The organism is Caballeronia udeis (assembly GCF_001544555.2).
Lineage (GTDB): Bacteria > Pseudomonadota > Gammaproteobacteria > Burkholderiales > Burkholderiaceae > Caballeronia > Caballeronia udeis.
In genome coordinates this window covers 1-24,716 of the sequence record NZ_FCOK02000113.1, presented here as the reverse complement: position 1 = coordinate 24,716, position 24,716 = coordinate 1, and the positions used below count along the sequence as shown (strand labels likewise).

Sequence of the window (24,716 nt, the reverse complement as noted above, 5' to 3'; positions counted from 1 at the left end):
GAGTCTCCCTTCAGCGTGATGACCGTATAACGCGCCAGCAGAGAATCGGTTGTCATGGATTTAGTAAACCTCAATAATGCCGGCGCACTCCGCCGAACCCGCGCATGCCGCCAAATCCCCTCATACCACCGAAGCCGCGCATACCACCGCCGGGGAAGGGAGCGCGGTGAAAGCCCGCTCCGATTGGCGTACCGAAATGGCCGTGATCCATCTGATGGAAATGATCGAAGTGGTGAAAGTGATGGAAACGATCGACAAAGATCAAGCTCACGCCCCCGCCGATGAAAAGCGGCGGCCCCCACCACCAGGGGTCGGGATAGGGATAAGCGGCGGCCGGATACCACAGCACGCTACCCTCTGGGCTTTGCACGATCTGCCATGTCCCGTCAGGCTGCAGACACGCACGTCCGACGATCTGCTGCATCGCACCGTCGATTTCTGCCTGCCCGACAACCGCGCGGCAGTTCGCGCCGTCGGCCGGCACGGGTAGATCGTCGTATGTCTGCGCGAGTACAGGCCCGGAAAAGCCCAGACAGACGAGCAATGTCCCGAAGCGAAGTAGTTTGTCCATGATGAAGTCCTGGACGGATCCCGACGTTTCGACGCACGGACATCGCCGGTGTCGCCCAGCACATCGGTGTGCTTGAGCAAGTTCACGCCGCGGCGGTAGCGGCTTGTCGCGCGGGAACGTGGTTGCCTGATGTGTAAACGATGAAATACGCCGGACTATTCCAGCGCCGCGCGTGTATCCCGATCATGCCGCGCTGTAACATCGCGAATTTCGCCGCATAAGTCGATTGGACCGATGCATCCGCATATATGCAGATCGTCACTCAAGGCGATTTCGCAATCACTTTCTGCAATGGTTCGGCACTCCGGACCCGCGCGAGGCCCAATGCTCGCGCGAAGCGGCCCGCGCAAGCTCTAGCCTGCCCCCAGTTCGTGTTCACCATGTGGAAAGTCCACGCCGAACGGACATGCTGGTTACTCCAGTACGACTTGAAACGCTCGGTGCCCACCCCAAAATCCAGATCGAAGCGCTGTTCGAACGCCCATTTCACACAATGTTCGACCGCTATCGAGCCCGGACCGAACTTCCCATACTTCTCGTCGAAACCACCAATGATCGCGTTGGCGCAGGGGTTCCCGCTAGTCACGATCAAACCGGCGATGGGCACCTTATCCAGAGAGACGATGATGAGGCGCGCCATCGCGTGACCGTCGGCTGCGCTGAGCAACGCGACGAGAAAGCTCTGGAAATGAGATGATTCCAGCCAGTCACCATGTTTGTGGACTCGATCGCTCCAGTCACGCTTCCATTTCAGCATCCGGTCGACCATTGTTGTGATCTCTGCCGTATCTGCCGGATCTGACATGTGTATGGTCAGCTCTCCTTCCTTGGACAGTCGGCGTTGAAGCGCCCCGGGTTTTTTGCGGTACAAAGTGCCCAATTTGCTGCAAAACGCGTCCCAGTCGTTTTCATCTCTCAGCTTCGCGATCCAGGAATCATCCCGCTTGGCGCTCACGACACGGCGGTGCCGCCGCGCAAGATCGTACAGTTCGGATCCCTCGTTGATGTATGGCAAGTGCACGAAATCGGCGCCACAGTGACGACATGCCGAACGCCACGCGCCCTCGATCAGCGCTGCAGCGGATTGATCAGTCTCCACAAGAACGCTTGTGTAGTCGCCGGCATCCGGGCTCAGCGGAAGCAAATAGGTCCATAAGGCCCGCCTGTAGGTAACGAGGGGCCATACCATCACCAGGCGCCCTTTTTCTCGACACACGACGCAGCGCAGGCGTCTGCCCTGTGGCTTGACCACGTGAAGCCATGCGAGCAGGCAAACGCTGAAGGCCTGATAGTAGCGGCCATTCGCTCTGGACCAAAGCGCGTCCCAATCCTCCTGCAGAGCGCGGAACTGGTTTTCGTCACTGACGATTTCATATTTCAAGTCTGTGTCACGCATGGCATCTCGACGAATGATCGTTGTTGAGCGCGTTCATGTCTTCTCCCCGGGTGCAGCACTCGTAACGGCCGGCAAACACGTTCGGCTTCAACGTTCCCAAGTGCTGTTGGGGAAACCTCCCGCCTGCATGTTTTATGGTTTTTCTGTACAGGCAGATAAGCATCTTCTTCGCCATGCATAGCAACAACCGTTGGCTTGCGAACATTTGGAACATGAAGTGATTGCGACCACCCTGCGCCATTCCGACTACGCAGCCTGCGGTCGCTCACTCTCGACTGTGGTCCGATGCATCCGGCGAACAGTCGAAGGATCGAACGGATCACGACGATGCATCGAGCATCGGTTGTCCCATATCACCATGTCGCCCGGCTTCCATTCCTGACTCCACACATACCGTTCATTCGTGGCAAGCTCCCACAAGCCAGTGCCCACCACGACCTGATCGGCCGTATAGGTGGCGTTGTTATCACGCAGCAACTTTGCAGCGATCGCCTTCCTGAGGGGCCCGCGTGGTGTATTTTGTGAGTTGCTTTCGATCGCTGCGATTCCACCCGCCTTGATATTGTCAGGCGTGTGGAAGCCAGGTTCGCCAAGGCTGTCCTTCAGCCATCGGCCGGCAACATCGCGAACGGATAATGTCCAAACGTTTCCGGTACCTGGCTCAGCAGGGAGACCTGCAGCCAGGTGTTGATCGCTTCTACCGCCGCATGATTGGTGTTGAAAGCTGTCCGTATGAAGTACTTCCCATGCGCCGTGCTATTTTTCTGACAGTGCAGCCAGACACTCATAGTGTGCGTTCAGTAAATCAGGGGGAGTTGCTTGTCTACCCAATTTGAAGAGAGCGACTACGCGTTAAAGCCGCATGAACGGCCGTTGATACTGGGCAGTCCCGCCAGTCCCGACCATCCGGCGGCAAGGCGCTATGCCTATTTCGCGATCGGATGCCTGATCGGGATCACGCAAGGCCTGGGCAATGGGCTCGTCTCGGTGAACCTGGTCTACGCGCAGGGAACGCTCGGCCTCTACAGCGATGAGGCGACCTGGCTCACCGCCGCCTATTTCATGGTCTATGCGACCGCCAACCTGATCCTGGTGAAATTCCGCCAGCAATTCGGTTTGCGGCGCTTCGTCACCTCCATGCTCGTCACTTATACCGCGATCGCACTGCTGCATCTATTCGCGCAAGGATTCTGGTCGGCGGTCGCCGTGCGAGCCATCAGCGCTATCTCCGCAGCCGGCCTCTCGTCGATGGGAATCTACTATCTGATGCAGTCCATGCCCGCACCCAAAAGGATGCTCGGCATGATCGTTGGCATCAGCGTTCCCCAGCTTGCGACGCCGCTGGCGCGCGTCTTGTCGCCCGGGCTGCTGGAGACGGGCAACTGGCACAGGCTCGGTTGGTTCGAACTGGGGATGGCGCTGGCGACGCTTGCTGCCGTGATGGTCCTGCCCTTGCCGCCGAGCGAGCGCCGCAAGGTATTCGAGCCGGCCGACTTTCTGACCCTGGGCCTGCTGGCGCCAGGGCTGGCGCTATTCGTGGCGGTATTCTCCGAAGGCCGGATCGAATGGTGGACCGATCGCACCTGGCTGGGCTGGGCTCTCGCCGCCAGCGTGGCCCTGATCGCCGCAGGCCTGATCGTCGAACACTGCCGCGTCAACCCGTTGATCAATACGCGCTGGCTGGGCACTCGCGAAGTGCTCCGCATCATGCTGATCGCGGCAGCAATCCGCATACTCCTCTCCGAGCAAACCTTTGGATCGGTCGGCTTGCTGACGTTGTTCGGCATGCTCAACGACCAGATGATCACGCTCAATTCAATCATCCTGGCGGCATCGATCGCCGGGATCGTCGTCAGTGCGTTGACCTTCAATCCCGGCAATCCAGGCAAGCCGATCGCCGTGGCGGCCCTGCTGATTGCGATCGGAGCCTTCATGGATGCCGGCGCGACCAACCTGTCGAGGCCGGCAAATTTCTATCTCAGCCAGGGATTGATCGGCTTCGCCTCGCTCCTGTTCCTGGGACGGGCCATGGTGCTCGGCGCTTCGCGAATGGTGCTGGCCGGCGGCGGGAATTATCTGGTGAGCTTCGTCGTCGTGTTCAACATCAGCCAGAGCGTCGGAGGCGTCGTTGGCAGCAACTTGCTCGGTACATTTCAGACGGTTCGTGAGAAGTTTCATTCGAACGAACTTGTCCAGTCGCTGGTCATGAGTAATCCCGTGGTCGCCGCGCAGCTTCGCGAGGGGGCGAGGCAACTGTCGCAACGCGTTTCGCGCGAAGCGAATGTCCTGGCCTATAACGACGTATTCTTGCTGGTGGGTGTGCTGGCAAGCCTGACCGTTGTTTGGGGCTTGATAATCCAGTGGTTGATGTGGCGACGTCGCGAAGTCTCGCCTCTCATCCTTCTCCAGCAGCAGGCGATGAAAGCACAGCAGGCACAAACCAACCGGAAGAGCCCGGAATGAACGAGCCCAGGAAAGATCCGCCCGCGGGCGATAGTCAGACGCAAACCGCTGCTTCTCCCGCTTCACCTCCTCCCGCGGCGGCTGAGCCGAGCAACTGGCATCCGCCGAAGAAGAGTCCGGTGACGATCATCGTCATCGCCCTGCTGGCGCTGTGCGCGATTGGCGTGGTCCTGCGCGCCTGGCGTCTGCCGCCTTTCGCCGGCGCTTCGGAGGAGACCGACAACGCCTATGTGCGCGGGCTGGTGACGACCATCAGTTCGCAGGTGAGCGGCTATGTCACCAGCGTGCCGGTCAACGATTTCGCCGAAGTGAAGGCCGGCAAGATTCTCGCGACCGTCGACGACCGCATCTACGCCGCGAGGGTCGCGCAAGCCGAGGCCAATCTCGCCGCACAGCAGGCGGCGTTCGCCAACTCCGCGCAATCGCAGCGCTCGCGCGAACTGGCGACGCACAGCCAGGACGCGAACATCGCCGCCGCGCGTGCGCAACTGGTGCGCGCCGAAGCCGACATGCGCCGCGCCGACGCTCTCGTCAAAGATGGATCGCTTTCGAAACGCGAGTACGACCAGACCCGTGCCGCGCTGCTCGCGGCCCGGGCCTCTCTGCAACAGGCCGTCGCGGGCCGCTCCATCGGTACGGAAGATGTGCGCACCGTGGTTGTCGCGCGGGCGGGATTGCAGGCGGCGATCGATTCCGCCAAAGCGGCGCTGCGCAGCGCGCAGGTTGATCTGGAGAACACCGTGATTCGCGCGCCTGTCGATGGACAGCTCTCCGAAATCGGTGTGCGCAACGGCGACTACGTCACCGCGGGTACGCAGCTGATGTCACTGGTGCCGCACACCATCTGGATCGTGGCCAACTACAAGGAAGCGCAGACGCATCGCATGCGCGCCGGGCAGCGCGTGACGTTCCGGGTCGATGCGCTTGGCGACGCGGAGCTGCATGGCCATCTCGAAACAATATCCCCCGCAACGGGATCGGAGTTCGCGGCGATCAAGCCCGACAATGCGACCGGCAATTTCGTCAAGGTGGCGCAGCGCATTGCCGTACGGATCAGCGTCGATCCGGGACAGGAATTGGCGCGGCGGCTGCGGCCGGGCATGTCGGTCGAAACCGCAGTCGACACTCGCGACGGTGACCGATGAACCGCTGCGTCCTTAGTTACGGCCTTAACCTCGGTGTTGCCCTGCTGCTGTCTGCTTGCGCGGGGCCGCAAGTGAAAGTCGCCGCCGTGCCCGATGTCGTGGAGCCCCCAGCGTGGCAAGGCGATGCAACGCAGACGATGTCGCTGGACAAGGACTGGTGGCGGCAATTCGGCGATCCGGTATTGACCGCGCTGGTGGAAAAGGCGCTTGCCAGCAATACCGATATCGGCAAGGCAGCCGGCCGCGTGCGCGAGGCGCGCGCAGACGCAGCGATCGCGCGTGCGGCGTTGCTCCCCACGCTTAACGCCGGCTTCGATAACGCCGGGCGCTCCCGTATCGTCAGCCCCTTTGGTACGCCGCTCGAACTGAGCACCGGACAAGTAGACATCGAGGCTGCATGGGAAGTGGATCTGTTCGGCCGGCTGGCCGACCAGCGCGCCGCGGCGCGCGACGCGTATCTCGCCAGCGCGGCAGCACGCGACGCCATCCGGCTGTCAGTCGCCAGTTCGACGGCCAGCGGCTACATCACGCTGCTTAGTCTCGATGCACAGTTGAAGATCGCACAGGCAACGCTCACCGCGCGCGCGAATTCGCTGCGCCTGGCTAAAACGGAATTCGAGAACGGCTATTCGTCCCGGCTGGAATTGCAACAGGCGCAGTCGGAATATGATTCGACCGCGCAGCTCATCCCGCAAACGAAGCTCGCGATTACGCGCGCCGAAGATTCGCTGAGCGTACTCACCGACGATATCCCAGGCGGTATCCCGCGCGGCGGGGTGCTCGATGCGCTGACCGAGCCGGTCATTCCGCAGGCCTTGCCATCCGGGCTGTTGCGGCGGCGCCCCGATGTCGCGGAGGCGGAATACCAGCTTGCGGCAGCAGACAAGTCGCTGGCCGCGGCGCGCAAGAACTTCCTGCCGCAGTTCAATCTGGCGGCCTCGTTCGGCCGGTCCTTCGGCACAGAACAGGTCTACCCGTTCAACATCTGGTCGTTGGGCGGAAGCATTCTCGCGCCGCTGTTCGAAGGGGGCAAGCTGACTGCCTTGGCCGAAAAGGCCGGTGCGCAGCGCGATCAGGCAGCATTCGCCTATCGCGGGACCGCGCTGACCGCGATCAGCGAGGTTGAAAAAGCGTTGGCCGCCGTCCGGCGCCTGGATGAGCAGTTGGTGATGGCCATCGCCCAGCGCGATTCCCTGTCCGAACAGTTGCGAATCGCCACCAATCGCTATCGGGAAGGCTATGCGGGCTATCTGGATCAGCTCGACGCACAGCGCAACCTGCTTTCGGCGGAACTTGGTGTGGTCCAGCTTCGAGCCGATGCTCTTGCAGCACGCGTGACCCTCTATGAGGCGATGGGTGGGGGATGGAGCGCCGATATGATCGACAGAGCGGACGCAGATTAGTTAACGTCGCTCAGGCCGTATATCGATGCAGTGCCGCGGTCAACTTTCGTTGTCGAACATCGGCATCCGCCTCAGGATCCATTCGAGCAGTTCCTGAGCGCCGGCCGCAAGCGGCCGCCCGGATTTAACAAGCAATCGCGCTTTCGTGCCCTGAAACAGAGGGTGGGCGATCGGCACAATACAGAGGTCACCGGCCGCGATCTCGCGATACGCGGCGAATTCGCCAATCAGCGTCACGAAATGCCCGGCTGAAACGAAGCGCTTCAGCGCGGCCAGCGAATTCGTGGTCATTGTCGGGCTGATTTTGATGTTCTCGGCGAATTCCAGCATCTTGACGACATGGCCGATGCCGAACGTCGCGGGCATCAGTGCGAGCGGCCAGGCGAGCAGATCGTCCACATTCGCCGGGCCGCCGCGCGTCGCCAACGGATGATCGCGGCGAACGAGCAGCACAACGGGTTGCGCCGAACTCGCACGATATTCGATCCGCGGATGCGGCGGCGGGTTGTACGCAAGCCCGATATGCGCGCGACTTTCCGCGACTTCATTCAATACATCGTCGACGGGCAGCATCTCCACGCCGACGTCCAGCTTCGGATACTGCGTACAGAATGGCGCCAGCACGTCGTCAACCAGCGTGTCGACATAACCTTCGCTGACGGCCAGCTGAATATGCCCTTGCTGAAGGCCTTTCAGTGCATGCAGTTGGTCTTCGAGCTTCTCCTGTTGCGACCGGTACCCGCGCCAGAACTCCAGCAGATGCGCCGCCGCCTCGGTCGGTTTGACGCCGCGCGCCTCGCGCTCGAAGAGCGTCGCGCCCAGTTCGTCTTCCAGCAGCTTGATCTGCCGCGTGATCACGGACGGCGACGTGTTGAGATTGTCCGCGGCGCCTCGAATCGTGCCGTGAACCAGCACTTCGTGGAAATAGCGCAGCCGTGTCTGGTTGATTTCGCGCATTGAATGGCTCCGGTTCCTTGTGTTGCTCACAGAGCAACGATACGTGAACATAGTTGCTCTTGCTAGCAGGTCTGTTCCGCGACACGATGCTCCTACCCGACGAGCCGGGCAGACACAGAGAAAACGGAGACGCACATGTCAGCGATTCAGACCTTGAGAGCCGAAGATGCCGTTTCGTCTCTCTACAGCAAGCTCAACTGGCGGCTGTTGCCGTTTCTCGTCGCCTGCTACATGTTCGCGTATCTCGACCGCGTGAATGTCGGGTTTGCCAAACTGCAGATGCAAAGCCAACTGGGATTCTCCGATGCCGCTTACGGCGTCGGCGCGGGCATCTTCTTTCTGGGCTACGTGCTGTTCGAGATTCCGAGCAACCTGATGCTGCCCAAAGTCGGTGCCCGCAAGACCTTCAGCCGCATTCTCGTACTGTGGGGCATCACTTCCGCATGCATGCTGTTCGTGCGCAACGTGCCGATGTTCTATGCGATGCGCTTCCTGCTCGGCGTCTTCGAAGCCGGCTTCGCGCCCGGCATGATCTATTACCTGTCGTGCTGGTACGGCCCCGCGCGCATGGCGCGCGCGATTGCCGTCGTGTTCGTCGCCGGGCCGATTGGCGGCATTGTCGGTGGGCCGTTGTCGGCGTGGCTGATGACGAGGTTCTCGGGGGTCGGCGGATTGGCTGGCTGGCAGTGGATGTTCCTTGTCGAAGGCTTGCCGTGCATTGTGCTCGGCGCGCTGACGCTGTTCGTGTTGTCGAATCGTCCGTCCGAAGCGAAGTGGCTTTCCGCCGACGAGCAACGTCTTCTCGAAAGCGAGGTCGCTGCGCCCACCACGCATGACCATTCGTTTCGCGCCGTGGCGAAGAACCCGCGCATCTACGTTCTCGCGCTTGCTTACTTCTGCATCATCTTCCCGATCTATGCGATCAGCTTCTGGCTGCCGACCTTGCTGAGAGACCAAGGTGTGGCGGACACGACGCGGCTCGGCTGGTACGTCGCGATTCCTTATGTTGCGGCCGCGTTCAGCATGTACTTCGCCGGTCGCCGTTCGGACCGTCTTGGCGAGCGGCGCTATCACAGTGCGGTGCCGGCGCTCGTCGGCGCCCTGCTTCTCGCGTCGGCCATTTTCACCGACGGCAATCTCTTCATGACGCTCGCGGCGCTGACGCTTGCGACTGCAATGATGTGGATGGCGTACACGGTTTTCTGGGCCATTCCGTCTGAGTACATCAAAGGGCCGGCTGCCGCGGGTGGCATTGCGCTCATCAACACCATCGGATTGTCCGGTGGCTTTTGGGGACCTGCCGTCATCGGCTGGACCAAGGCCGCCACGGGCAACATGCACGCAGGTTTGCTCGTGATGGCAGGCATGGCTGCGATTGCATCGGTCGTGATTATCACGAGCAAGCGCGGCGTCCGTTGACGATTCAAGCGTGCTGCCCCGCAGTGCCTCACCGCTTAGTGTTCCTTTCCTTATCGAACAGAAGGATGAACGGCAATGAAGATTCTTATCGCAGGCTTTCAGCACGAGACCAACACGTTCGCGCCGACCAAGGCGTCGTTCCAGAGCTTCATTCAGGGCGAAGGTTTTCCGCCGCTGGCACGCGGCGTCGACGTGCTGAAACTGCGCGACGTGAACGTGCCGATCGGCGGTTTCATCAAGGTCGCACAGGAGCAAGGACATGAGCTGATCCCAGTGATCTGGGCGGGTGCGAGCGCGTCGGCGCATGTGACCGCGGATGCATTCGAGCGCATTGCCGGCGAGATCATCGACGCTGTCAAAGCGGGTGGCTTCGATGCCATCTATCTGGACCTGCACGGAGCGATGGTCACGGAGCATGCCGACGACGGCGAAGGCGAGTTGCTTGAACGCGTGCGTGCGGTGGTCGGCGACAGCATGCCGCTCGTGGTATCCCTCGATTTACATGCGAACGTCACCGAGCGCATGTTGAAGCATGCGGATGCGATGGTTGCGTACCGGACGTACCCGCACGTCGACATGGCCGAAACGGGCGAGCGCGCAGCGCATCTGCTCGAGAAACTGATCGCGGAGAAGCGCAAATTCGTGCGCGTCGTCCGGCGCATTCCATTTCTGATTCCGGTGAACGGCATGTGCACGCTCGTCGCGCCCGCCCATGACATGTACACCGCGCTGGCATCGCTTGAGCGCGACACGGTCGTGTCGCTGTCGTTTGCGCCGGGTTTTCCGGCTGCGGACTTCCCCGAGTGCGGTCCGGTGATCTGGGGTTATGGATTCGACAATGACGCGCTCACGAAGGCGATCGACACGCTGTACGCCAGAATGCTCGCGGAGGAATCGTCATGGGAGGTGCCGCTCCTTACCCCCGATGAAGCCGTTATCGAAGCCATGCGGATCAGCCGGAATGCTGACAAGCCGGTCATCATCGCCGACACGCAGGATAACCCCGGCGTGGGCGGCGACTCGAACACGATGGGCATGGTGCGCGCGCTGCTGCGCCATGGCGCAACCGACGCGGCCGTCGGTGTGATCTGGGATGCGGACGCGGCGGCGGCCGCGCACCGCGCCGGTGTTGGCGCGCGCATCGAGCTTGCGCTGGCGGGCCGTTCGGGCGTGCCCGGCGATGAGCCGCTGACAGGCACGTTCGAGGTAGAGCATCTGTCCGATGGCCGTTTCCGCTTTGACGGCCCGATGCTGAACGGCATGACGGGCGAACTCGGACCGGTTGCGTGCCTGCGTATCGACGGCGTGCGAATCGCTGTCGGCAGCGTCAAGATGCAGATGTTCGATCGCAATCTGTATCGCGTTGCGGGCATCGAACCCGAGCAGATGAAGATTCTGGTCAATAAAAGCTCAGTCCATTTTCGTGCGGATTTTCAGGCTATCGCAGAGACCATTCTTGTCGCGAAGGCGCCCGGACCGATGGCTGCGGACCCGGCCGATCTGCCGTGGCAGCGGCTTGATCCGCAAATCCGGGTGCGTCCGAAGGGGCCTTCCCTCGACGAGATTCGCTCAGCCGCCGCATGACGACGCACTCGACCACGCGAACTTTGCATGCATACCGGCGCGATTGAAGCTCACGCGCTCATGAATTTGAAATCAACCTAAGTGGAGAATTCTCATGTCAGATCAGATCAACTCCCGGCGCCGCTTTCTGCGGACCGCTGCAATCGGTATCGGCGCAATGGAATGGAGCCTGACCGGGCTTGTTCGTGCCCAGTCGAATCAACCCGCGCAAGGCGTCCCTGCGACGAATGGCGCGACGTCGGATGCGTCGTTCGGGGAGATCAAGCAGATCAACGCGGGCACGCTCAACGTGGGCTATGCGGAAGCCGGGCCGGAGAACGGTCCCGTCGTGATCCTGTTGCACGGCTGGCCTTACGACATCCATAGCTTCGTCGAGGTCGCGCCGATTCTTGCCGCGGCGGGCTATCGTGTGATCGTTCCGTATCTTCGCGGCTACGGCTCGACGCGTTTCCTGTCGAGTAAAACGATGCGCAATGGCCAGCAGGCCGTGGTCGCGGTCGACATCATCGCGTTGATGGATGCGTTGAAGATCCAGAAGGCGGTGTTTGGCGCTTTCGACTGGGGCGCACGGACTGCGAACATCATCGCGGCGCTGTGGCCGGAGCGTTGTGCCGGGCAGGTTTCCGTCAGCGGCTATCTGATTGGCAGCCCGCAAGCCAACAAGGCACCGTTGCCGCCGAAGGCCGAGTTCGCGTGGTGGTATCAGTTTTACTTCGCCACGGAGCGCGGACGGCTTGGCTACGAGGCCAACCGGCATGATTTTTCGAAGCTCATCTGGCAGCTTGCATCGCCGAAATGGAGCTTCGACGATGCAACTTATGACCGGTCCGCGGATTCCTTCAGGAATCCCGATCATGTTGCAGTTGTGATTCACAACTATCGTTGGCGGCTGGGTCTGGTGAAAGGCGAGTCACAATACGACGCTTTGGAAAAGCGTCTTGCCGCGGCGCCCGTCATCACGGTCCCGACGATCACGATGGAAGGCGATGCGAACGGCGCGCCACATCCTGATCCGGCTGCGTACGCGAAAAAATTCACCGGCAAGTATGAGCACCGGAATATCGATGGCGGCATTGGTCACAATTTGCCGCAAGAAGCGCCGAAAGCCTTTGCCAGTGCTGTGATCGACGTAGCGCACATGTGACCCGCCCGCGCAGAACGCCTGCATCGAAAGTTTCAACGGGCGCTTCCGTAACGAATTCGCGGGGTGACTTTGCGTTGTACGACAGCACGCGCCCTTACGAACTGTATTTTCCGGACGACTTCGAACAAATCGTGCTGAAACTGCCGGGGATGCAACTCCGCCACGCGTTACGCGAGACGCAAAGGCTGACGGCAACGACCGTGTCCGGGCGGGAAGGAGCGGGTCATCTGCCGATCAACATGATCAAGACGCTTTGGGAGGATTCCAAGTCGCTTCAGCCGACGTCTGCGCTCGCTATCGCAAACGGTGTTGTCAGCGTATTGGTCGCGGGGCTGCAGACCATATCGCCATTCGACCCGCCGCCATTAAGTAGACTGGCCAACTATCACCTGGCTCGCATCAAGGCTCTGATAGACACGGATTTGGGCGATCCTCAACTGTCCGTTAACAGCATTGCGGCGAAGCTGACATTGTCGACCACGCATATTCATCGACTATTTCAAAACGAATCTGTGCGGCCCAGTCAATATATCTGGCTAAGGCGCCTTGAGGCCTGCAGCCGCGACTTGCTTGACGCAAGCTTCGCCGCCAAGCCAATTGGAGAGATTGGGTACCTGCGAGGATTTAGCGACGCAGCTCATTTCAGCCGAGCGTTCCGCGAACATTTTGGCTGCTCGCCGCGCGACTGGCGGCAACGCGGCGCGCAAAGCGTAATCGCCGGTGGTGGCGAACCATAGAAAGCCGTGGAATCGGAATGCGGGGTCTACCGGATATTGATGCCCGAACGAGGAACACCGCCTTTCCTCTTCCGTCTTACCCGTGCAGATGAAAACTGTGCTTGCCCAGATCAACGCCAACGAGCATCACGCCTTGCAATGATGGCCTCCATTTCGAAACCATCCTCTTAGCCAATTCCTGGACCTCGCGCGGACGGCAGCGTGCTTTTCATCGAAAGAGTTTTTCTAACTCGGACCGGCAGTTAATCTGCTTTGTCTTTGCATCACACTATAGTTATTCTTCTGCCTGTCTGTATTGAGGTGGATCGGCCAAAGGCGCCAATGAGCCCCCAGAATTCAGTCGGTCCCAGCCCTAAATCTTTATCCCACCACCACATGAAGGTTCGCTAAATGGATACCGTCCCGCAGGCCCCGTTGATTCTGATAACGGGTGGAGGCCGTGGCGTAGGCGCGGCGACTGCGCGTCTTGCTGCCGCACAGGGTTACGATGTAGCGATAAGCTTCGTCTCCAATGAGTCTGCCGCCCTTGAGGTGGCGGCTGATGTGGAAGCTGTCGGGCGCCGGGCTTTACCCATGCGCGCAGACAGCGCAGATCCAGAACAGGTCGCTCAGCTATTCGCTGCGATCGACCGGAAGTTCGGCCGGATCGATGTGCTGGTGAATAACGCCGCGATGATTGCGCAGCAGTCGCGGCTAGAGGATCTCGGATTCGAGCGGATGCAGCGTATCTTCGCGGTCAACACGATAGGCCCTATCCTCTGTGCACAGCAGGCGGTCCAGCGGATGTCCTATCGTCACAACGGGCGTGGCGGCTCCGTGATCAACATCTCATCGGCATCGGCCCGGCTTGGCAGCCCAAACGAATATGTCGACTACGCTGCGTCGAAGGGTGCTCTTGAGACATTCACTACCGGCTTTGCCAAGGAAGTCGCGCGTGATGGGATACGCGTCAACTGCGTTCGCCCCGGGCACATCTACACTGAGATGCATGCTAGCGGTGGAGAGCCGGGACGGGTGGACCGGATCAAAGACTCGATCCCAATGGGAAGAGGCGGTCAACCTGAAGAGGTTGCGCGGGCAATCCTATGGCTAGCAAGCGCCGAGGCTTCCTTCATCACCGGCACGTTCCTCGATGTCACTGGCGGCAAGTGAGCAACAGGGTGCGGCGCCGGGCGCTTCCCTCGACGCACCGTCTTAAGCATCTGCGCTCAGGCGCTCTCGATACACGACTATCTGATCGTAAGCCCGTTGGTCGGCTACGGATCCCAACTTTTTCACGCCCTCAAATGGGCAGGCCCAGTGTGAGAAGACAATCCCGAATTTTCATTTCGTATTCCTTATAATAATTAATTGATCTGGACCAGACGGCTGCGAGCTTCAGCCTGGCGAACGCATATGCGCGTAATTTATTTCTGGGTTTCCGCGCGACCCCTAATCTTTTGGCGCCACATCCGACCCACGAAGACCTATTGCGGTCCGCCGGTCGCAGACATGCAGACGGTGGATGGCGACTTGCTCGCTTTACGCCATGGAAGCAGACTGTCTACTGCGAATGGTCCGGCACCACCGAACACGAGCGCGACGAGACACGCAAGGTAGAGCAGATCGGTTTCGTAACCGGGTGGTCCGAATTGCGGGCCGGCAGACGTGACAGCCATGAGCTTGATTGACGTAAAGCCGAACTGCAGATGCACGGTAAAGGTTGCGACAAGCAGTACCGCGATCATCGGGACAGTGACTAACGGGACGAAAGCACCGACAAAAATCGCAAAGCCGCCCAGCAATTCAATCGCAATCGTCGCCCACGCCATGAAATGTGGAGCGGGCACGTTGAGCGCATGGAGAATGGCTGCAAAATTTTCAGGATGCTTGACAATCTTTGCGTAGCCATGCGCCATGAAACCGTAGCCCACGATAAGGCGCAGCGGAAGCGGCGACCAACGCCCCAGACGGTTGGCGAGCAACGCAGGGCTTATGAGACTGGAGATGAAACGAACGATGCCCATGCTGAAGGACCTTCCCGAGAACGATAAAGGGACGGCAAGTTCGGTTGCCACCAAGATCTGTGACCGATCGCATGCCGTTATCCAGTAAGTCGGGAGTAAGCGCGGTCCAGTTACAGCGGTTTGACGATTTTGGGAAAAAAGCGGAATAGCGTCGAGCTTTGCTCGGGACAAAGCCGCGTTGAGTTCACGAGCCTGAGCGAAGGGGCCGGATCTGCGTCGGTTTTCTTCCGCCGGAGCGGCAGTTGTCTGGCTCATCCTGGCGTACGCGGAAGGCAGGTGCCAAATCTTAAGGGGAGTAAAAATTTTTGGCGTGGTGTGTAACTGCCGCGTGGTTTTGAGCGACTTACTGTTTAAGGGCGTACCCGCCAAAGCGGCAGGCGCGCGTTCTTTTCAGGAAGAGATGGTGTCAATGAATAGTAAGCGTAATCGTGCCCGATAAGCCGGTGGACCGCACGGCCGCTTGCGGGGTGGAAATGCGGCTGAAAGGTTTACTGCACCTTGCTCTCGATGGCAACGCGGTGGCCTATGCTTCGTTCCTGGAAGTATTTTCAGGTTACCTGCGCGGCATGCTCAGGCGACGCTTGCGATCTTACGAGGACGACGTCGAGGACGTGCTTCAGGAGGTGCTGATTGCGCTTCACAATGGCCTTCACACCTACCGGAACCAGGTTCCCGTGACTGCGTGGGCGGCGGCAATTGTCCGGCACAAGGTGGCCGACTTCTTGCGTGCTCACGCACACCGCGAGGCGCTGCATGATCCGATTGACGATGAAATGGAGTTGTTTGCAGCGTCCGAGACTGAGTCACTCGATGCGCGGCGTGACATTGACAGGCTGCTCGAGCAGTTGCCCGAGCGCCAACGCGCTCCTATTGAATACGTCAGACTGCACGGAATGTCGGTGTCCGAAACGGCGAGGTTGACGGGGCTTTCGGAGTCGGCCATCAAGGTTGGCGTTCATCGTGGTATCAAGGCGTTGTCGCGCCTGATTCGGGGCTAGGTAAAATGAGAACTGACCAATTGATTCCGCTTCTGACGGCTGGCCTGTTGCCGCAAGATCGACATGCAATTCTGCGCCGCTTCTGCATCGCGCTATCGGTCGGCGCCGTGGTGGCGGTCGTCGCCCTTGTGTCAAGCCTCGGTATCCGTTCCGATCTCCCTGAGCTTCTTGCCACTCCGTTCTTCTGGGGCAAGCTGGCCTTCCCGCTACTCATGGCGTTCGCCGCGGTCCCGGTCGCCGCACGACTGGCAATTCCAGGCGCTTCAACGCGGCGTGCGTGGCTTCTGTTGATATCGTGCTATGCAGGCATTTGGGTGGCCGCCCTTGCAGTGCTCGTGGCGGCACCGGCCAACGCCCGGTTAGCGCTCCTGTTTGGTCACACCTGGAGCTCTTGCCCGGTCTATATTGCACTGCTGTCTGTGCCTTGCTACCTCGCACTTTCCTGGGCAATGCGTGGACTTGCGCCTACGAGACTACGGCTTGCAGGCATGGCCGTTGGTCTGCTGTCGGGCGCAATTGGCACGCTGGTGTATGTTTTGCGGTGTCCTGAGATGAGCGTTCCTTTCTGGGCGCTGTGGTATTCGATCGGGATGGCAATTCCGATGTTGGCAGGATGCCTGCTGGCGCGCGTCTCTTTTCGGTGGTGATGGGGCCCGCTCCGACCGGGTGGAGTGGTTGCGGCAATCGTCCGGCGAACCCAGCGCGGAAGCGAGCGCGGGCGCAAGTTGTAATTTGGTAATTTTCCAGTCTGCGAGCAGGACGGGGCTAGCAAAAGCAAGGAGCTGAAAATCCATTCCGTCGATGACCAGCACAACCAGACATAGTGCAAAGATGATCGCCTGCCGGTTGCCGATCTGACGCCCATTGACGAGGTTATCGAACACTTTGTCTGCAGAGGTGAGCGCTCGGGCGGTTTTTATATTGGAACGTCGACACCTGGCCTGCCGTATTTTCGCCGAGCGAGCGACTACCCAGGATTCTGACAATATCGTTACAGCTACTCTGGAAGAGTCGCAGCATAAGGCGCGCTAATAAATTGCAGAAGCATGGCGACCCTTTCGGTGCAGTACCGCACCAGATGCAGTAGACGATGCACCGCCGATAGCGCACGAAGCTGATGAATCTGGCTGGTATCCAATCCCACAGCCCCGCTTGGAGTTTAGTAACAGGAAGTTTTGATTCATTTCAATAAACTTGGCACAGTCATTGCATTTGTCTCTGTGGGGGATCGAGACGGAGCTGCTGCCAGAGCAGAACCGCCGGCTACTCGAGGGCGACTCACGTCGGGTGCGGTCCCGGCCTGGAATTTCTAAACCCTGGAATGCACGCTGCAGACGACGCCATGTTGTTAGGATACCTTGGTGATAGGTAAGCCGTGGGAGATGCTGTACTCGCGAACGGTCGTACCCGAGTAATGCCCGAGCGGATGCGTGTGGCCGCCGGCGTTTTGCTCATTGAAGACAAAGTTTGGCAGACCAACTGGAGACCGAACGGCGTTGGTGTGCCCCAGATGTTTCCTCCTGGAATGTACGTTGTCTACGACGAAGTGTGATGCCCCTTCTGGCGACGTGCCTCACAGCGTCTCGAAAACCGGCCTCCTGGGGCCGTCGAATAGCCGGGTTCCGCGGCACCTGATGTCCTGAACCAGCGATCCATGTTGTGCCAAAGAAGTGGCGATGAAGCCCAACGATGCGGACCTGGGCAGATCCGCCACTTTGCCAGTACAGAGTAAGGGCAATGCGTTTCGATATTTGCACTGCAAGGAAAGTGATCGCGGTGCATTCGACTTTGATTCACCAATCTATCAGGAGCGCAACATGAGCACCCCGCAAAGCAGCACTCAAAGCAGCACGCCAGCAGCGCCGGCACCATCCGGAGGTCTGCGTGCCGGCACCTTGGGTTTTCCGGAGGTCATCGGCCAATCCATCGCGAACCTTTCACCCACTTTCACGCCGTCGATCAACGTGACCGCGATCGCGGCGCTGGCCGGCGCGGGGACCTGGTTGATTTATGGTCTTTCGACGCTAGGGCTGTTGCTGGTGAGCATGAGCATCATCGCGCTCTCGAGCCGGATTGCCTCGGCGGGTTCGTTCTTTATCTACATCGCGCGCGCGCTTGGGCCGATGGCGGGTGGCATTGCCGGTTGGGGGCTGATCGCGGCTTACGTGGGCACTGCAATGGGGGTCGGCGCCGCAGGCGTAGTGTTCGTGCAGAACGCTTTTACGGCCTGGGGCATCAATATCCCGTCGTGGGCGATCTACACGATCTTTGTCGGCCTGGCCTGGTTCTTCTCGGCACGTGACGTGAAACTTTCGTCACGCCTGTCGCTGGCAATCGAAGCCGCTTCGGTGGTGATCGTGGGCGGTGTGCTGATCTATGTGCTCGCACTGCATCCGGACCATATCATCGACCATACGCAGTTGGGGTTGCAGGGCGTGAGCGGCAAGGGCATGGCACAGGGCATGGTGCTCGGCATCTTCTCGTACGTGGGTTTCGAGAGTGCGGCCTCGCTCGGCCAGGAAACCAGGAACCCGCTACGCGTCATTCCGCGTGCGGTGGTCTGGTGCGTGATCCTGTCGGGACTGTTCTTCATGTTCGTGGCCTATTCGATGACGATCGCCTACCACGACGACGTAGCCAAGCTCGGCGGCGATTCGGCCGTGCTCAGCACCTTGCTCACGAGCGTCGGCGCCTCACCGCTCGGTCCGGTGTTTTATCTGATTGCGTCAGTCAGCGCGTTCTCGTGCGTGCTTGCGTGCATCAACTCGTCCAGCCGCCTGCTGTATTCGATGGGCCGTTATCAGTTCGTGCACCGCTCGATGGGCATGGTGCACCGCACGCACCGGACGCCGTACCTGGCCGTTGCGTTTTCCTCCATCGTGACCTTCGTGGTGTGTATCGCGATGCTCGGCACGGGTCCGCTCAACACCTTCGGCTATACCAGTACATTTGCGACCTTTGGGTTCCTGGTCGTGTATTTCCTGGTCGCAATTGCGGCACCGGTTTATCTGAAGAAGCAGGGCGAGCTCAAGACGAGCAACGTCGTGTGGGGCGTGCTCGGCGCACTGGCGATGGTTGGCGCGGTGATCGGCAGCGTGTATCCGGTGCCCGATTATCCGTATAACATCCTGCCCTATCTGTTCGTTGCGTATATGCTGGTTGGCGCAGTCTGGTTGTTGATGCTCAAGAAGCGCTCGCCGCAGGTGCTCGAGAAAATCGAGCACGATCTGGAAACAAGCGACGTGATGACCCACGGCAAAAAGTAAATGACAGAACCCTTCTCCCTGGATAGCTTGCCCGCACCGGACACCGGCCGGATGCCAGGCGATCCAGAGGGAAGGCCCGCTAGCCGTCGCGCAATGGGAATGGGCGGCGAAGAAATCGACTTGCAACTGCGGCCGGAGCGCGGCGAGTGCGCCGTGCTCGAGATTGGTTGCGTCTCCAGCCCTGCCCGCGCCCGCGGGCATGATCACATCAATGAAGACTACATCGGCGTGATGCTCGGCAACCTGGCCGAGCGCGCCGCGCGTGGCAGCGTGATCGCCCTGGCCGATGGCGTGAGCGGCAGCAAGGGCGGCCGGGTCGCGGCCGAACTCTCGGTGCGGACCTTTATCGACGCCTACTACGGGCTCCCCGACACCTTGCAGCCCGGCTTGGCCGCTGCGTGCGCGCTCGAGGCAATACACGGCTGGCTGCATCAGATTGGCCGCATTGACCCTGCACTGAACCAGATGGCCGCGTCCTTCGCGGCGCTGATCGTGCGCCGCGCTACCGCGTATCTGGTGGCGGCCGGCGACGTGCGGCTCTACCTGCTGCGCGATGGCCAACTGACCCAGCTCGGCGACGACGACGTGATGCCGGTCGCCTTCGGTGCTTATGTGGCGCAAGCGGTCGGCATGCATCCGACGCTTGCGACTCGCATCGAAACCCTTGAGCTGCGCGAAGGCGATCGCATGCTGATGTGTTCCGACGGGCTTTATCGCCGCGTGCCGATGCGCGAGCTGCAGACGGTGCTGGCGGCGCGCGGCGGTGCGCTCGACACTGCACGCCGGCTCGACGCGCTGGCGGTGGCGCGCGGCTCGCAGGACGACGTGACGAGCGCGGTGGTCGATGTGGGTGGCCTGCCTTTGCTCGATGTCGGTTACCTGGAGCGCGTGGTCGGCGCCTTGCCGATTCCGGCGGTGCCCGATGCCGGCAATGTCGTCGATGGATATCTGCTCAAGAGCGTGTTGAGCGATGGCTTCTATTCGCGGATTTTCGCAGGCTACGATCTGGCCGATCCGAACACGCCGCTCGCGCTCAAGTTTCCCAAGCCGCGTGTCTCGCAGGACGAGAACGTGCGCCAGTCGATCGTGCGCGAGCGCTGGCTGGCTGGCAAGATTGATGACGAAGGCGTGCTTGCGCCGATGCCGGTCGATGCCGACCGGCAAACCCGGCTCTATGTGGTGATGCCGCTCGGTGCAGGCGTCACGCTCGAAAAACTGCTGACGGCGCCGCAGCCCATGGCGTTGCCGCGTGCGCTCGAAATCGCGCGGCGTCTGGGCCGTTCGATCGCCGCGCTGAATCGCCGCAATATCATCCATCGCGATATCAAGCCCGAGAACGTGCTGGTGATCCAGGGCGATAGCACACGCCTGCTTGATCTCGGTTTCGCTTATATGCCGGGCATGGAGGTGCCGGGCCCCGACGCCGCGCCGGGCTCACCCGCTTATATGGCGCCTGAGTTGATGAAGGGCGCTCAAGGCGATGCGCGCTCCGAGGTGTTCGCGTATGGCGTGACCCTGTACCGCCTGTTCAGCGGCGGCAAGCTGCCCTACGGCTTTAATGGCCGCGTGCCGCTCTATCAGTACCGCCCCGACGCGCCGGAATGGCTTGACCTGGTGCTGGAGAAAGCGCTGCAGCCCGATCCTGCACGCAGGTACCAGGACGTGCTTGAAGTCTGTGCCGATCTCGACCGTTTTTCGAGCGGTCGGGACGCGATGGCGCCGGTTCGGCGCAGACCCCTGCTCGAGAGCGATCCGGTGCTGTTCTGGCAGTTGGTCGCGGTGTTGTTGCTGGCACTGCTGACGTGGTCCTTGATGCGGCATTGAGCGGGATTGGCGGCTCGGCACCGCTGCGCTCTCGGGGCAAGTCGAGCACCATTGCCCACGAGCCGAGTTCTCTTCGCCATCGTCTGGTTTCCGTTGCAGGGCGTTGCCAAGGTGACTGGCCCAGTGGGTTACGCATGGCGAACTCACAGATTCAAATCGATGTAACCGGCCGTATCAATACCGTCTGCCTGGCTATGGTTACTGGCTGTACTCTCCAACAGGAAAACGTGATTGCACACCTCCGGCGCATTAGTGCGCTCTCACAAGCCGTTTTTTTGCGCTGAACCGAAACGGCGTGCGTTTTGACACAGCCAGGGCCGGCTGGCGACCTTCGTGTCGACGCCGACTGACCCGGCGAGCGGCCGGACCGAACCCCGTGCCATACTTGAAGATCCTCTCACCCCTATGGCAACGACCGTGATGACCGCCCTTTCCGCGTCCATCGGCTTTAACTTCAACCCGCTCGACCGCCGCTCCGACAAGCGGGACGACCACGCCTTCCTCGAGCATCTACGCAGCGACCCGGCCGCGCGCTTTCTCGTCTTCGACGGCGATGTCCCGTTGCTCAAGCGAGGCAGCGAGTATGACCCGTGGTTCGTCGCCAGCGAGACCACTGCCTTCGGCCAGCCGCTTCATAGCGTCTTCCTCGGGGAAGACACCGATGGCAGCGGACGCTTCGCGCTCGGCTTCGTGCTCAACCCTGCACTCAACCTTGCCCCAGAGGACCCATCGCCAGGCACCGCCTACGACCGCATCGACCTTCGCTCGCTCGCGCTGCAAGACCTCGTCGCTGCGGGAACGCTCGGAACGCTGGCCGAGGCGAAGTCGATGCTCGACTGGCATCGCCGCCACTCCTTCTGCGCAAACTGCGGCTCCACAAGCCGCGTCACGACGGCGGGTTGGCAACGCGTCTGCGATGCTTGCGGCGCACGCCATTTCCCACGGGTGGATCCGGTTGTGATCATGCTGGTGATAGACGGCGAACGGTGTCTGCTCGGACGCCAGCGCCATTTCGCTTCTGGAATGTACTCGGCGCTTGCTGGTTTCGTTGAACCGGGCGAGACCGCGGAAGACGCCGTGCGCCGCGAAGTGATGGAGGAGGCTCGCGTGAAGTGTGCAGAGGTTGTCTACTTCGCGTCGCAGCCGTGGCCGTTTCCTTCATCGCTGATGATCGGCTGCTTTGCGCAGGCGAGCGATACCGACATCGTCGTCGATACCGCCGAACTCGAAGACGCCCGCTGGTTCTCGCGCCAGGAGGTTGCGGCGATGCTCGCGGGAACGCATGCGGACGGGCTGTCGACGCCCAAGCCGTTCGCCATTGCCCATCATTTGCTGCAGGCATATGTTGAGAAGGGTGGCTTGGTATTGCCCGGCTGAGCGTCCGCCCAAAGGAGCGCTTGCAATTGCACGGAATCGCCCGGTGCGCGAGGCCAGGAGCCGGATCGCTCACTCCGGCGTAAGGCGTCGGTGGGGACCGATTCCCGCTCCTCAAGCTGATCCCGTCCCCTTGGTTCTCCGATGCTTCGGCCAGCGCGAGCTTGGTGTCGGTCAAGGCCGCGGGCGGGCGACTACCGCGTAGCGTTTCTGCGTCCGAGGACAATCGCCCAAAGCCTCGGTCGATCGCTGGTTCCATGGTTTCCGGTTGACTAATCTAGTATCAAACTCGCGTCGTTGATGCGTGCACCGACCGGCTGTCCGCGGTCCAGGCCCTCTTCGCGGATTACTGGCAATGAATTCCGTATCGCTCGGAAGCCGGTAGAAAAACGATCATATCGATATACAACACGCCTAACTGGTCGGTGAAATCACACCCGCTCTGCGCTCGAGGTTTGCGTCTTAACCGCCTTTGCGCTGCAAGCGAGTCGCTTTCGCCGGATATCCAACGACTGGTGAGGTAGCGATGAAATTCCAACGTTTTCTTGCAGCGATTGCCGTCGTTGTTGTGGCTTCCTGCTCCGACCTGTCTACCGTATCGTTCCGTTGCGGTCATCCGAGATCGCCGAGACCGGACGTTTCGGACGGCACGGCGGTCGCCGCTTAGTCTTGGCCGCGAACGGGCTACCATCCGCTTGGAATAATGCTCCCTTCCTCATTCAGATAGTGTCCCCACGCTGTATGGTTGCACCCGCAACCAACCGGTGGCCCGTAGCCGGCACGAGAAAGCCGCGGCCAGACGTAACGGCCCGCGTTCGAGTCGCCATCCCTGTTCAGGGCACGACACGACGGACGCCCGGCGAGACCACGCGCGATCGCTGGTCCCGCAAGCGTAGCAATATTCTGTCAACCGCTAGTGTCGTGAGTTAGAAGTTCGTTGAATCAATTCCCCGTTCATTCCGGAATCACAAAGTGCTGATTAAAAAGTCGCTCGGACTCGCGCAGTCCTTCTTCCGTAAAGATCACGGACTTCGTCTTGTTGACAGGGTCTTCGATGAAGCCTTGTTCATGAAGTCGATTTAGCACATCCCAGTCGAAGCCCTTCCATGCACGGTATCGGTCATGCAGGGTCAGGTAGAGAAGCGCGAGGGAAACTTCATCAATTGCGTCGGTATTGATATTCATGATGCTCCTGCCGCAGCCTTGCGGACCCGCACACAAAACCGTTCGAGGCTGGCCAGGATCTCATCGGCCGACTTACTCCAGACAAACGGTTTGGGGTTCGAGTTATAGACATCCAGGTAATAACGGATCGCGTCTTCGAGTTGACGTGTCGACCGATGCGTACCGCGTCGAAGGTATTTTTCAGTGAGCGTGGCAAACCATCGTTCGACCTGGTTAAGCCACGACGCCGAGGTGGGTGTGAAGTGAACATGGAAGCGAGGATGACGAGCGAACCAGGCTTTGATCGAGGGCGTCTTGTGCGTGCCATAGTTGTCCATGACCAGATGCACCTCCAGATTAGACGGCACGCTGGCTTCGATGGTGCGCAGAAAGCGCACAAATTCGCTGCTGCGATGACGCCGATGTACCTCGCCGATTACTTCACCAGTAGCGATGTCCAGCGCCGCGAACAGGGTGGTCGTGCCGTGGCGCATGTAATCGTGGGTACGTCGCTCAGGGATGCCCGGAGCCAACGGCAACATGGGTTGCGTGCGATCGAGCGCCTGGATTTGGCTCTTCTCGTCCACGCACAGCACCATGGCCTTGAGCGGCGGGTCCAGGTAAAGTCCGACGATATCTCGCACCTTGTTGACGAACATCGGATCGCTGGAGAGCTTGAACGTTTCCTGCCGATGCGGTTGCAAGCCAAAAGCACGCCAGATTCGTGTGACCGCCGTCTGCGACAATTTCATTTCACGAGCCATCGTGCGCGTACTCCAGTGAGTCGCTCCTACAGGCACGGACTCGAGCGTCTTCGCGATCAGCGCATCGACGCGCGCGTCATCAATCGTCCTCGGTGTGCCGGGCCGTGGTGCATCGAGCAGGCCATCCATACGATGGATCACGAACCGCGCACGCCACTTCGAAACCGTTTGCTGTGTGACCCGCTGTTTCGCCGCAACTGTCTTGTTATCCATGCCATCGGCACAGGCCAACACGATGCGCGCCCGCAATGCCAAGGCCTGTGCGGTCTTGCGTCGCATTGTCAACGCTTGCAGCTCTTCGCGCTCCGAATCGCTCAGCACGAGTTCCCCTTTGGACCGTCCACTCATCGTTGCCTCCGCGTATCAAGTGCTACACAGAACACTTTAGTACGTGGTCGGCATCATTCAATGAATTTTTAACTCAGGACACTGATATGTATTTGACCTGTCCAGTGGTTTATAAAGGATTCTGGTTCGTACAATGTGTTGGTAGCAGAACGG

At 60.4% G+C, this 24,716-nt stretch carries 20 protein-coding genes and 1 pseudogene; 13 read left to right on the top strand and 8 right to left on the bottom strand.

Translation table 11 applies throughout. From position 1 onward, the window contains the following. Positions 1-70: 70 nt before the first annotated feature. The 4 genes from AWB69_RS42090 to AWB69_RS42065 all read right to left on the bottom strand — a co-directional run bounded on the left by AWB69_RS42090 (position 71) and on the right by AWB69_RS42065 (position 2,755). Entirely contained in the window at positions 71-571 is a 501-nt protein-coding gene (locus tag AWB69_RS42090; RefSeq protein WP_062092685.1) for a hypothetical protein, read from the bottom strand. A 262-nt stretch (positions 572-833) separates the two neighbouring features. Next, positions 834-1,967, bottom strand: coding sequence for a GNAT family N-acetyltransferase (locus AWB69_RS42080; RefSeq protein WP_062092683.1), 1,134 nt, complete (start codon positions 1,965-1,967; stop codon positions 834-836). Positions 1,968-2,213: 246 nt separating this feature from the next. Continuing rightward, complete coding sequence (locus AWB69_RS50070) at positions 2,214-2,444, bottom strand: TauD/TfdA dioxygenase family protein (protein ID WP_062092681.1); 231 nt, start codon at positions 2,442-2,444, stop codon at positions 2,214-2,216. A 125-nt stretch (positions 2,445-2,569) separates the two neighbouring features. Beyond that, a complete protein-coding gene (locus tag AWB69_RS42065; RefSeq protein WP_062092680.1) occupies positions 2,570-2,755 on the bottom strand; it encodes a hypothetical protein in 186 nt (61 codons plus the stop codon). Between the two features lie 31 nt (positions 2,756-2,786). Between AWB69_RS42065 and AWB69_RS42060 the strand changes: the two genes are divergently transcribed. From AWB69_RS42060 to AWB69_RS42050, 3 genes are all read left to right on the top strand, one after another. Beyond that, entirely contained in the window at positions 2,787-4,430 is a 1,644-nt protein-coding gene (locus AWB69_RS42060) for an MFS transporter (RefSeq protein WP_197500454.1), read from the top strand. 119 nt (positions 4,431-4,549) lie between these two features. Continuing rightward, complete coding sequence (locus AWB69_RS42055; protein ID WP_231937426.1) at positions 4,550-5,575, top strand: HlyD family secretion protein; 1,026 nt, start codon at positions 4,550-4,552, stop codon at positions 5,573-5,575. Next, entirely contained in the window at positions 5,572-6,978 is a 1,407-nt protein-coding gene (locus tag AWB69_RS42050; RefSeq protein ID WP_062092677.1) for an efflux transporter outer membrane subunit, read from the top strand. The genes AWB69_RS42055 and AWB69_RS42050 overlap by 4 nt, the downstream gene beginning before the upstream one ends. Before the next feature lie 39 nt (positions 6,979-7,017). On the opposite strand, the gene AWB69_RS42045 is transcribed toward AWB69_RS42050, so the two are convergent. Beyond that, a complete protein-coding gene (locus AWB69_RS42045) occupies positions 7,018-7,935 on the bottom strand; it encodes a LysR family transcriptional regulator (protein ID WP_062092676.1) in 918 nt (305 codons plus the stop codon). A 135-nt stretch (positions 7,936-8,070) separates the two neighbouring features. Between AWB69_RS42045 and AWB69_RS42040 the strand changes: the two genes are divergently transcribed. The 5 genes and pseudogenes from AWB69_RS42040 to AWB69_RS42020 all read left to right on the top strand — a co-directional run bounded on the left by AWB69_RS42040 (position 8,071) and on the right by AWB69_RS42020 (position 13,971). Continuing rightward, positions 8,071-9,354, top strand: coding sequence for an MFS transporter (locus AWB69_RS42040; protein WP_062092675.1), 1,284 nt, complete (start codon positions 8,071-8,073; stop codon positions 9,352-9,354). 75 nt (positions 9,355-9,429) lie between these two features. Then, entirely contained in the window at positions 9,430-10,938 is a 1,509-nt protein-coding gene (locus tag AWB69_RS42035; protein ID WP_062092674.1) for a M81 family metallopeptidase, read from the top strand. A gap of 94 nt (positions 10,939-11,032) precedes the next feature. Further along, positions 11,033-12,082 (top strand): alpha/beta fold hydrolase, encoded by a 1,050-nt coding sequence (locus AWB69_RS42030; protein WP_062092673.1) that lies wholly within the window; start codon positions 11,033-11,035, stop codon positions 12,080-12,082. Positions 12,083-12,120: 38 nt separating this feature from the next. Then, positions 12,121-12,819: pseudogene (locus AWB69_RS42025) on the top strand (helix-turn-helix domain-containing protein); the annotation flags it as partial. Positions 12,820-13,209: 390 nt separating this feature from the next. Continuing rightward, positions 13,210-13,971, top strand: a complete 762-nt coding sequence (locus AWB69_RS42020; RefSeq protein WP_062092671.1) for an SDR family oxidoreductase — start codon at positions 13,210-13,212, stop codon at positions 13,969-13,971. A 314-nt stretch (positions 13,972-14,285) separates the two neighbouring features. Here AWB69_RS42020 and AWB69_RS50065 read toward each other — a convergent pair whose 3' ends face one another. After that, positions 14,286-15,194 (bottom strand): DoxX family protein, encoded by a 909-nt coding sequence (locus tag AWB69_RS50065; protein WP_231937425.1) that lies wholly within the window; start codon positions 15,192-15,194, stop codon positions 14,286-14,288. Between the two features lie 59 nt (positions 15,195-15,253). Here AWB69_RS50065 and AWB69_RS42010 point away from each other — a divergent pair, with 59 nt between their 5' ends. The 5 genes from AWB69_RS42010 (at position 15,254) to nudC (ending at position 22,290) form a co-directional block, all read left to right on the top strand. Then, a complete protein-coding gene (locus AWB69_RS42010) occupies positions 15,254-15,823 on the top strand; it encodes a sigma-70 family RNA polymerase sigma factor (RefSeq protein WP_331712720.1) in 570 nt (189 codons plus the stop codon). A gap of 20 nt (positions 15,824-15,843) precedes the next feature. Continuing rightward, a complete protein-coding gene (locus AWB69_RS42005) occupies positions 15,844-16,470 on the top strand; it encodes a DUF1109 domain-containing protein (RefSeq protein ID WP_231937424.1) in 627 nt (208 codons plus the stop codon). Positions 16,471-17,640: 1,170 nt separating this feature from the next. Beyond that, entirely contained in the window at positions 17,641-19,089 is a 1,449-nt protein-coding gene (locus tag AWB69_RS42000; protein WP_062092687.1) for an APC family permease, read from the top strand. Next, positions 19,090-20,913, top strand: a complete 1,824-nt coding sequence (locus tag AWB69_RS41995) for a bifunctional protein-serine/threonine kinase/phosphatase (protein WP_082913828.1) — start codon at positions 19,090-19,092, stop codon at positions 20,911-20,913. A gap of 420 nt (positions 20,914-21,333) precedes the next feature. Beyond that, the gene (gene nudC, locus AWB69_RS41990; protein WP_062092686.1) at positions 21,334-22,290 is read left to right on the top strand and encodes an NAD(+) diphosphatase; all 957 of its coding nucleotides are present in this window, start codon (positions 21,334-21,336) and stop codon (positions 22,288-22,290) included. A gap of 951 nt (positions 22,291-23,241) precedes the next feature. On the opposite strand, the gene AWB69_RS41985 is transcribed toward nudC, so the two are convergent. Both AWB69_RS41985 and AWB69_RS41980 read right to left on the bottom strand, forming a co-directional pair. Next, positions 23,242-23,472, bottom strand: a complete 231-nt coding sequence (locus AWB69_RS41985) for a DUF6429 family protein (protein WP_062092668.1) — start codon at positions 23,470-23,472, stop codon at positions 23,242-23,244. Further along, positions 23,469-24,563 carry an IS630 family transposase gene (locus tag AWB69_RS41980; protein ID WP_062092667.1) on the bottom strand — a complete coding sequence of 365 codons (1,095 nt, stop codon included), beginning with the start codon at positions 24,561-24,563 and terminating at the stop codon, positions 23,469-23,471. The genes AWB69_RS41985 and AWB69_RS41980 overlap by 4 nt, the downstream gene beginning before the upstream one ends. Positions 24,564-24,716: the final 153 nt, after the last annotated feature.

What these genes read in the sequence shown, in the direction of transcription:
- AWB69_RS42090 (WP_062092685.1), bottom strand. Translation starts at nt 571, where the DNA reads ATGGACAAACTACTTCGCTTCGGGACATTGCTCGTCTGTCTGGGCTTT.
- AWB69_RS41980 (WP_062092667.1), bottom strand. Translation starts at nt 24,563, where the DNA reads ATGAGTGGACGGTCCAAAGGGGAACTCGTGCTGAGCGATTCGGAGCGC.
- AWB69_RS41995 (WP_082913828.1), top strand. Translation starts at nt 19,090, where the DNA reads ATGACAGAACCCTTCTCCCTGGATAGCTTGCCCGCACCGGACACCGGC.
- AWB69_RS42035 (WP_062092674.1), top strand. Translation starts at nt 9,430, where the DNA reads ATGAAGATTCTTATCGCAGGCTTTCAGCACGAGACCAACACGTTCGCG.
- AWB69_RS42080 (WP_062092683.1), bottom strand. Translation starts at nt 1,967, where the DNA reads ATGCGTGACACAGACTTGAAATATGAAATCGTCAGTGACGAAAACCAG.
- AWB69_RS42040 (WP_062092675.1), top strand. Translation starts at nt 8,071, where the DNA reads ATGTCAGCGATTCAGACCTTGAGAGCCGAAGATGCCGTTTCGTCTCTC.
- AWB69_RS41985 (WP_062092668.1), bottom strand. Translation starts at nt 23,472, where the DNA reads ATGAATATCAATACCGACGCAATTGATGAAGTTTCCCTCGCGCTTCTC.
- AWB69_RS42030 (WP_062092673.1), top strand. Translation starts at nt 11,033, where the DNA reads ATGTCAGATCAGATCAACTCCCGGCGCCGCTTTCTGCGGACCGCTGCA.
- AWB69_RS42050 (WP_062092677.1), top strand. Translation starts at nt 5,572, where the DNA reads ATGAACCGCTGCGTCCTTAGTTACGGCCTTAACCTCGGTGTTGCCCTG.
- nudC (WP_062092686.1), top strand. Translation starts at nt 21,334, where the DNA reads ATGACCGCCCTTTCCGCGTCCATCGGCTTTAACTTCAACCCGCTCGAC.
- AWB69_RS42020 (WP_062092671.1), top strand. Translation starts at nt 13,210, where the DNA reads ATGGATACCGTCCCGCAGGCCCCGTTGATTCTGATAACGGGTGGAGGC.
- AWB69_RS42000 (WP_062092687.1), top strand. Translation starts at nt 17,641, where the DNA reads ATGAGCACCCCGCAAAGCAGCACTCAAAGCAGCACGCCAGCAGCGCCG.
- AWB69_RS42065 (WP_062092680.1), bottom strand. Translation starts at nt 2,755, where the DNA reads ATGAGTGTCTGGCTGCACTGTCAGAAAAATAGCACGGCGCATGGGAAG.
- AWB69_RS42045 (WP_062092676.1), bottom strand. Translation starts at nt 7,935, where the DNA reads ATGCGCGAAATCAACCAGACACGGCTGCGCTATTTCCACGAAGTGCTG.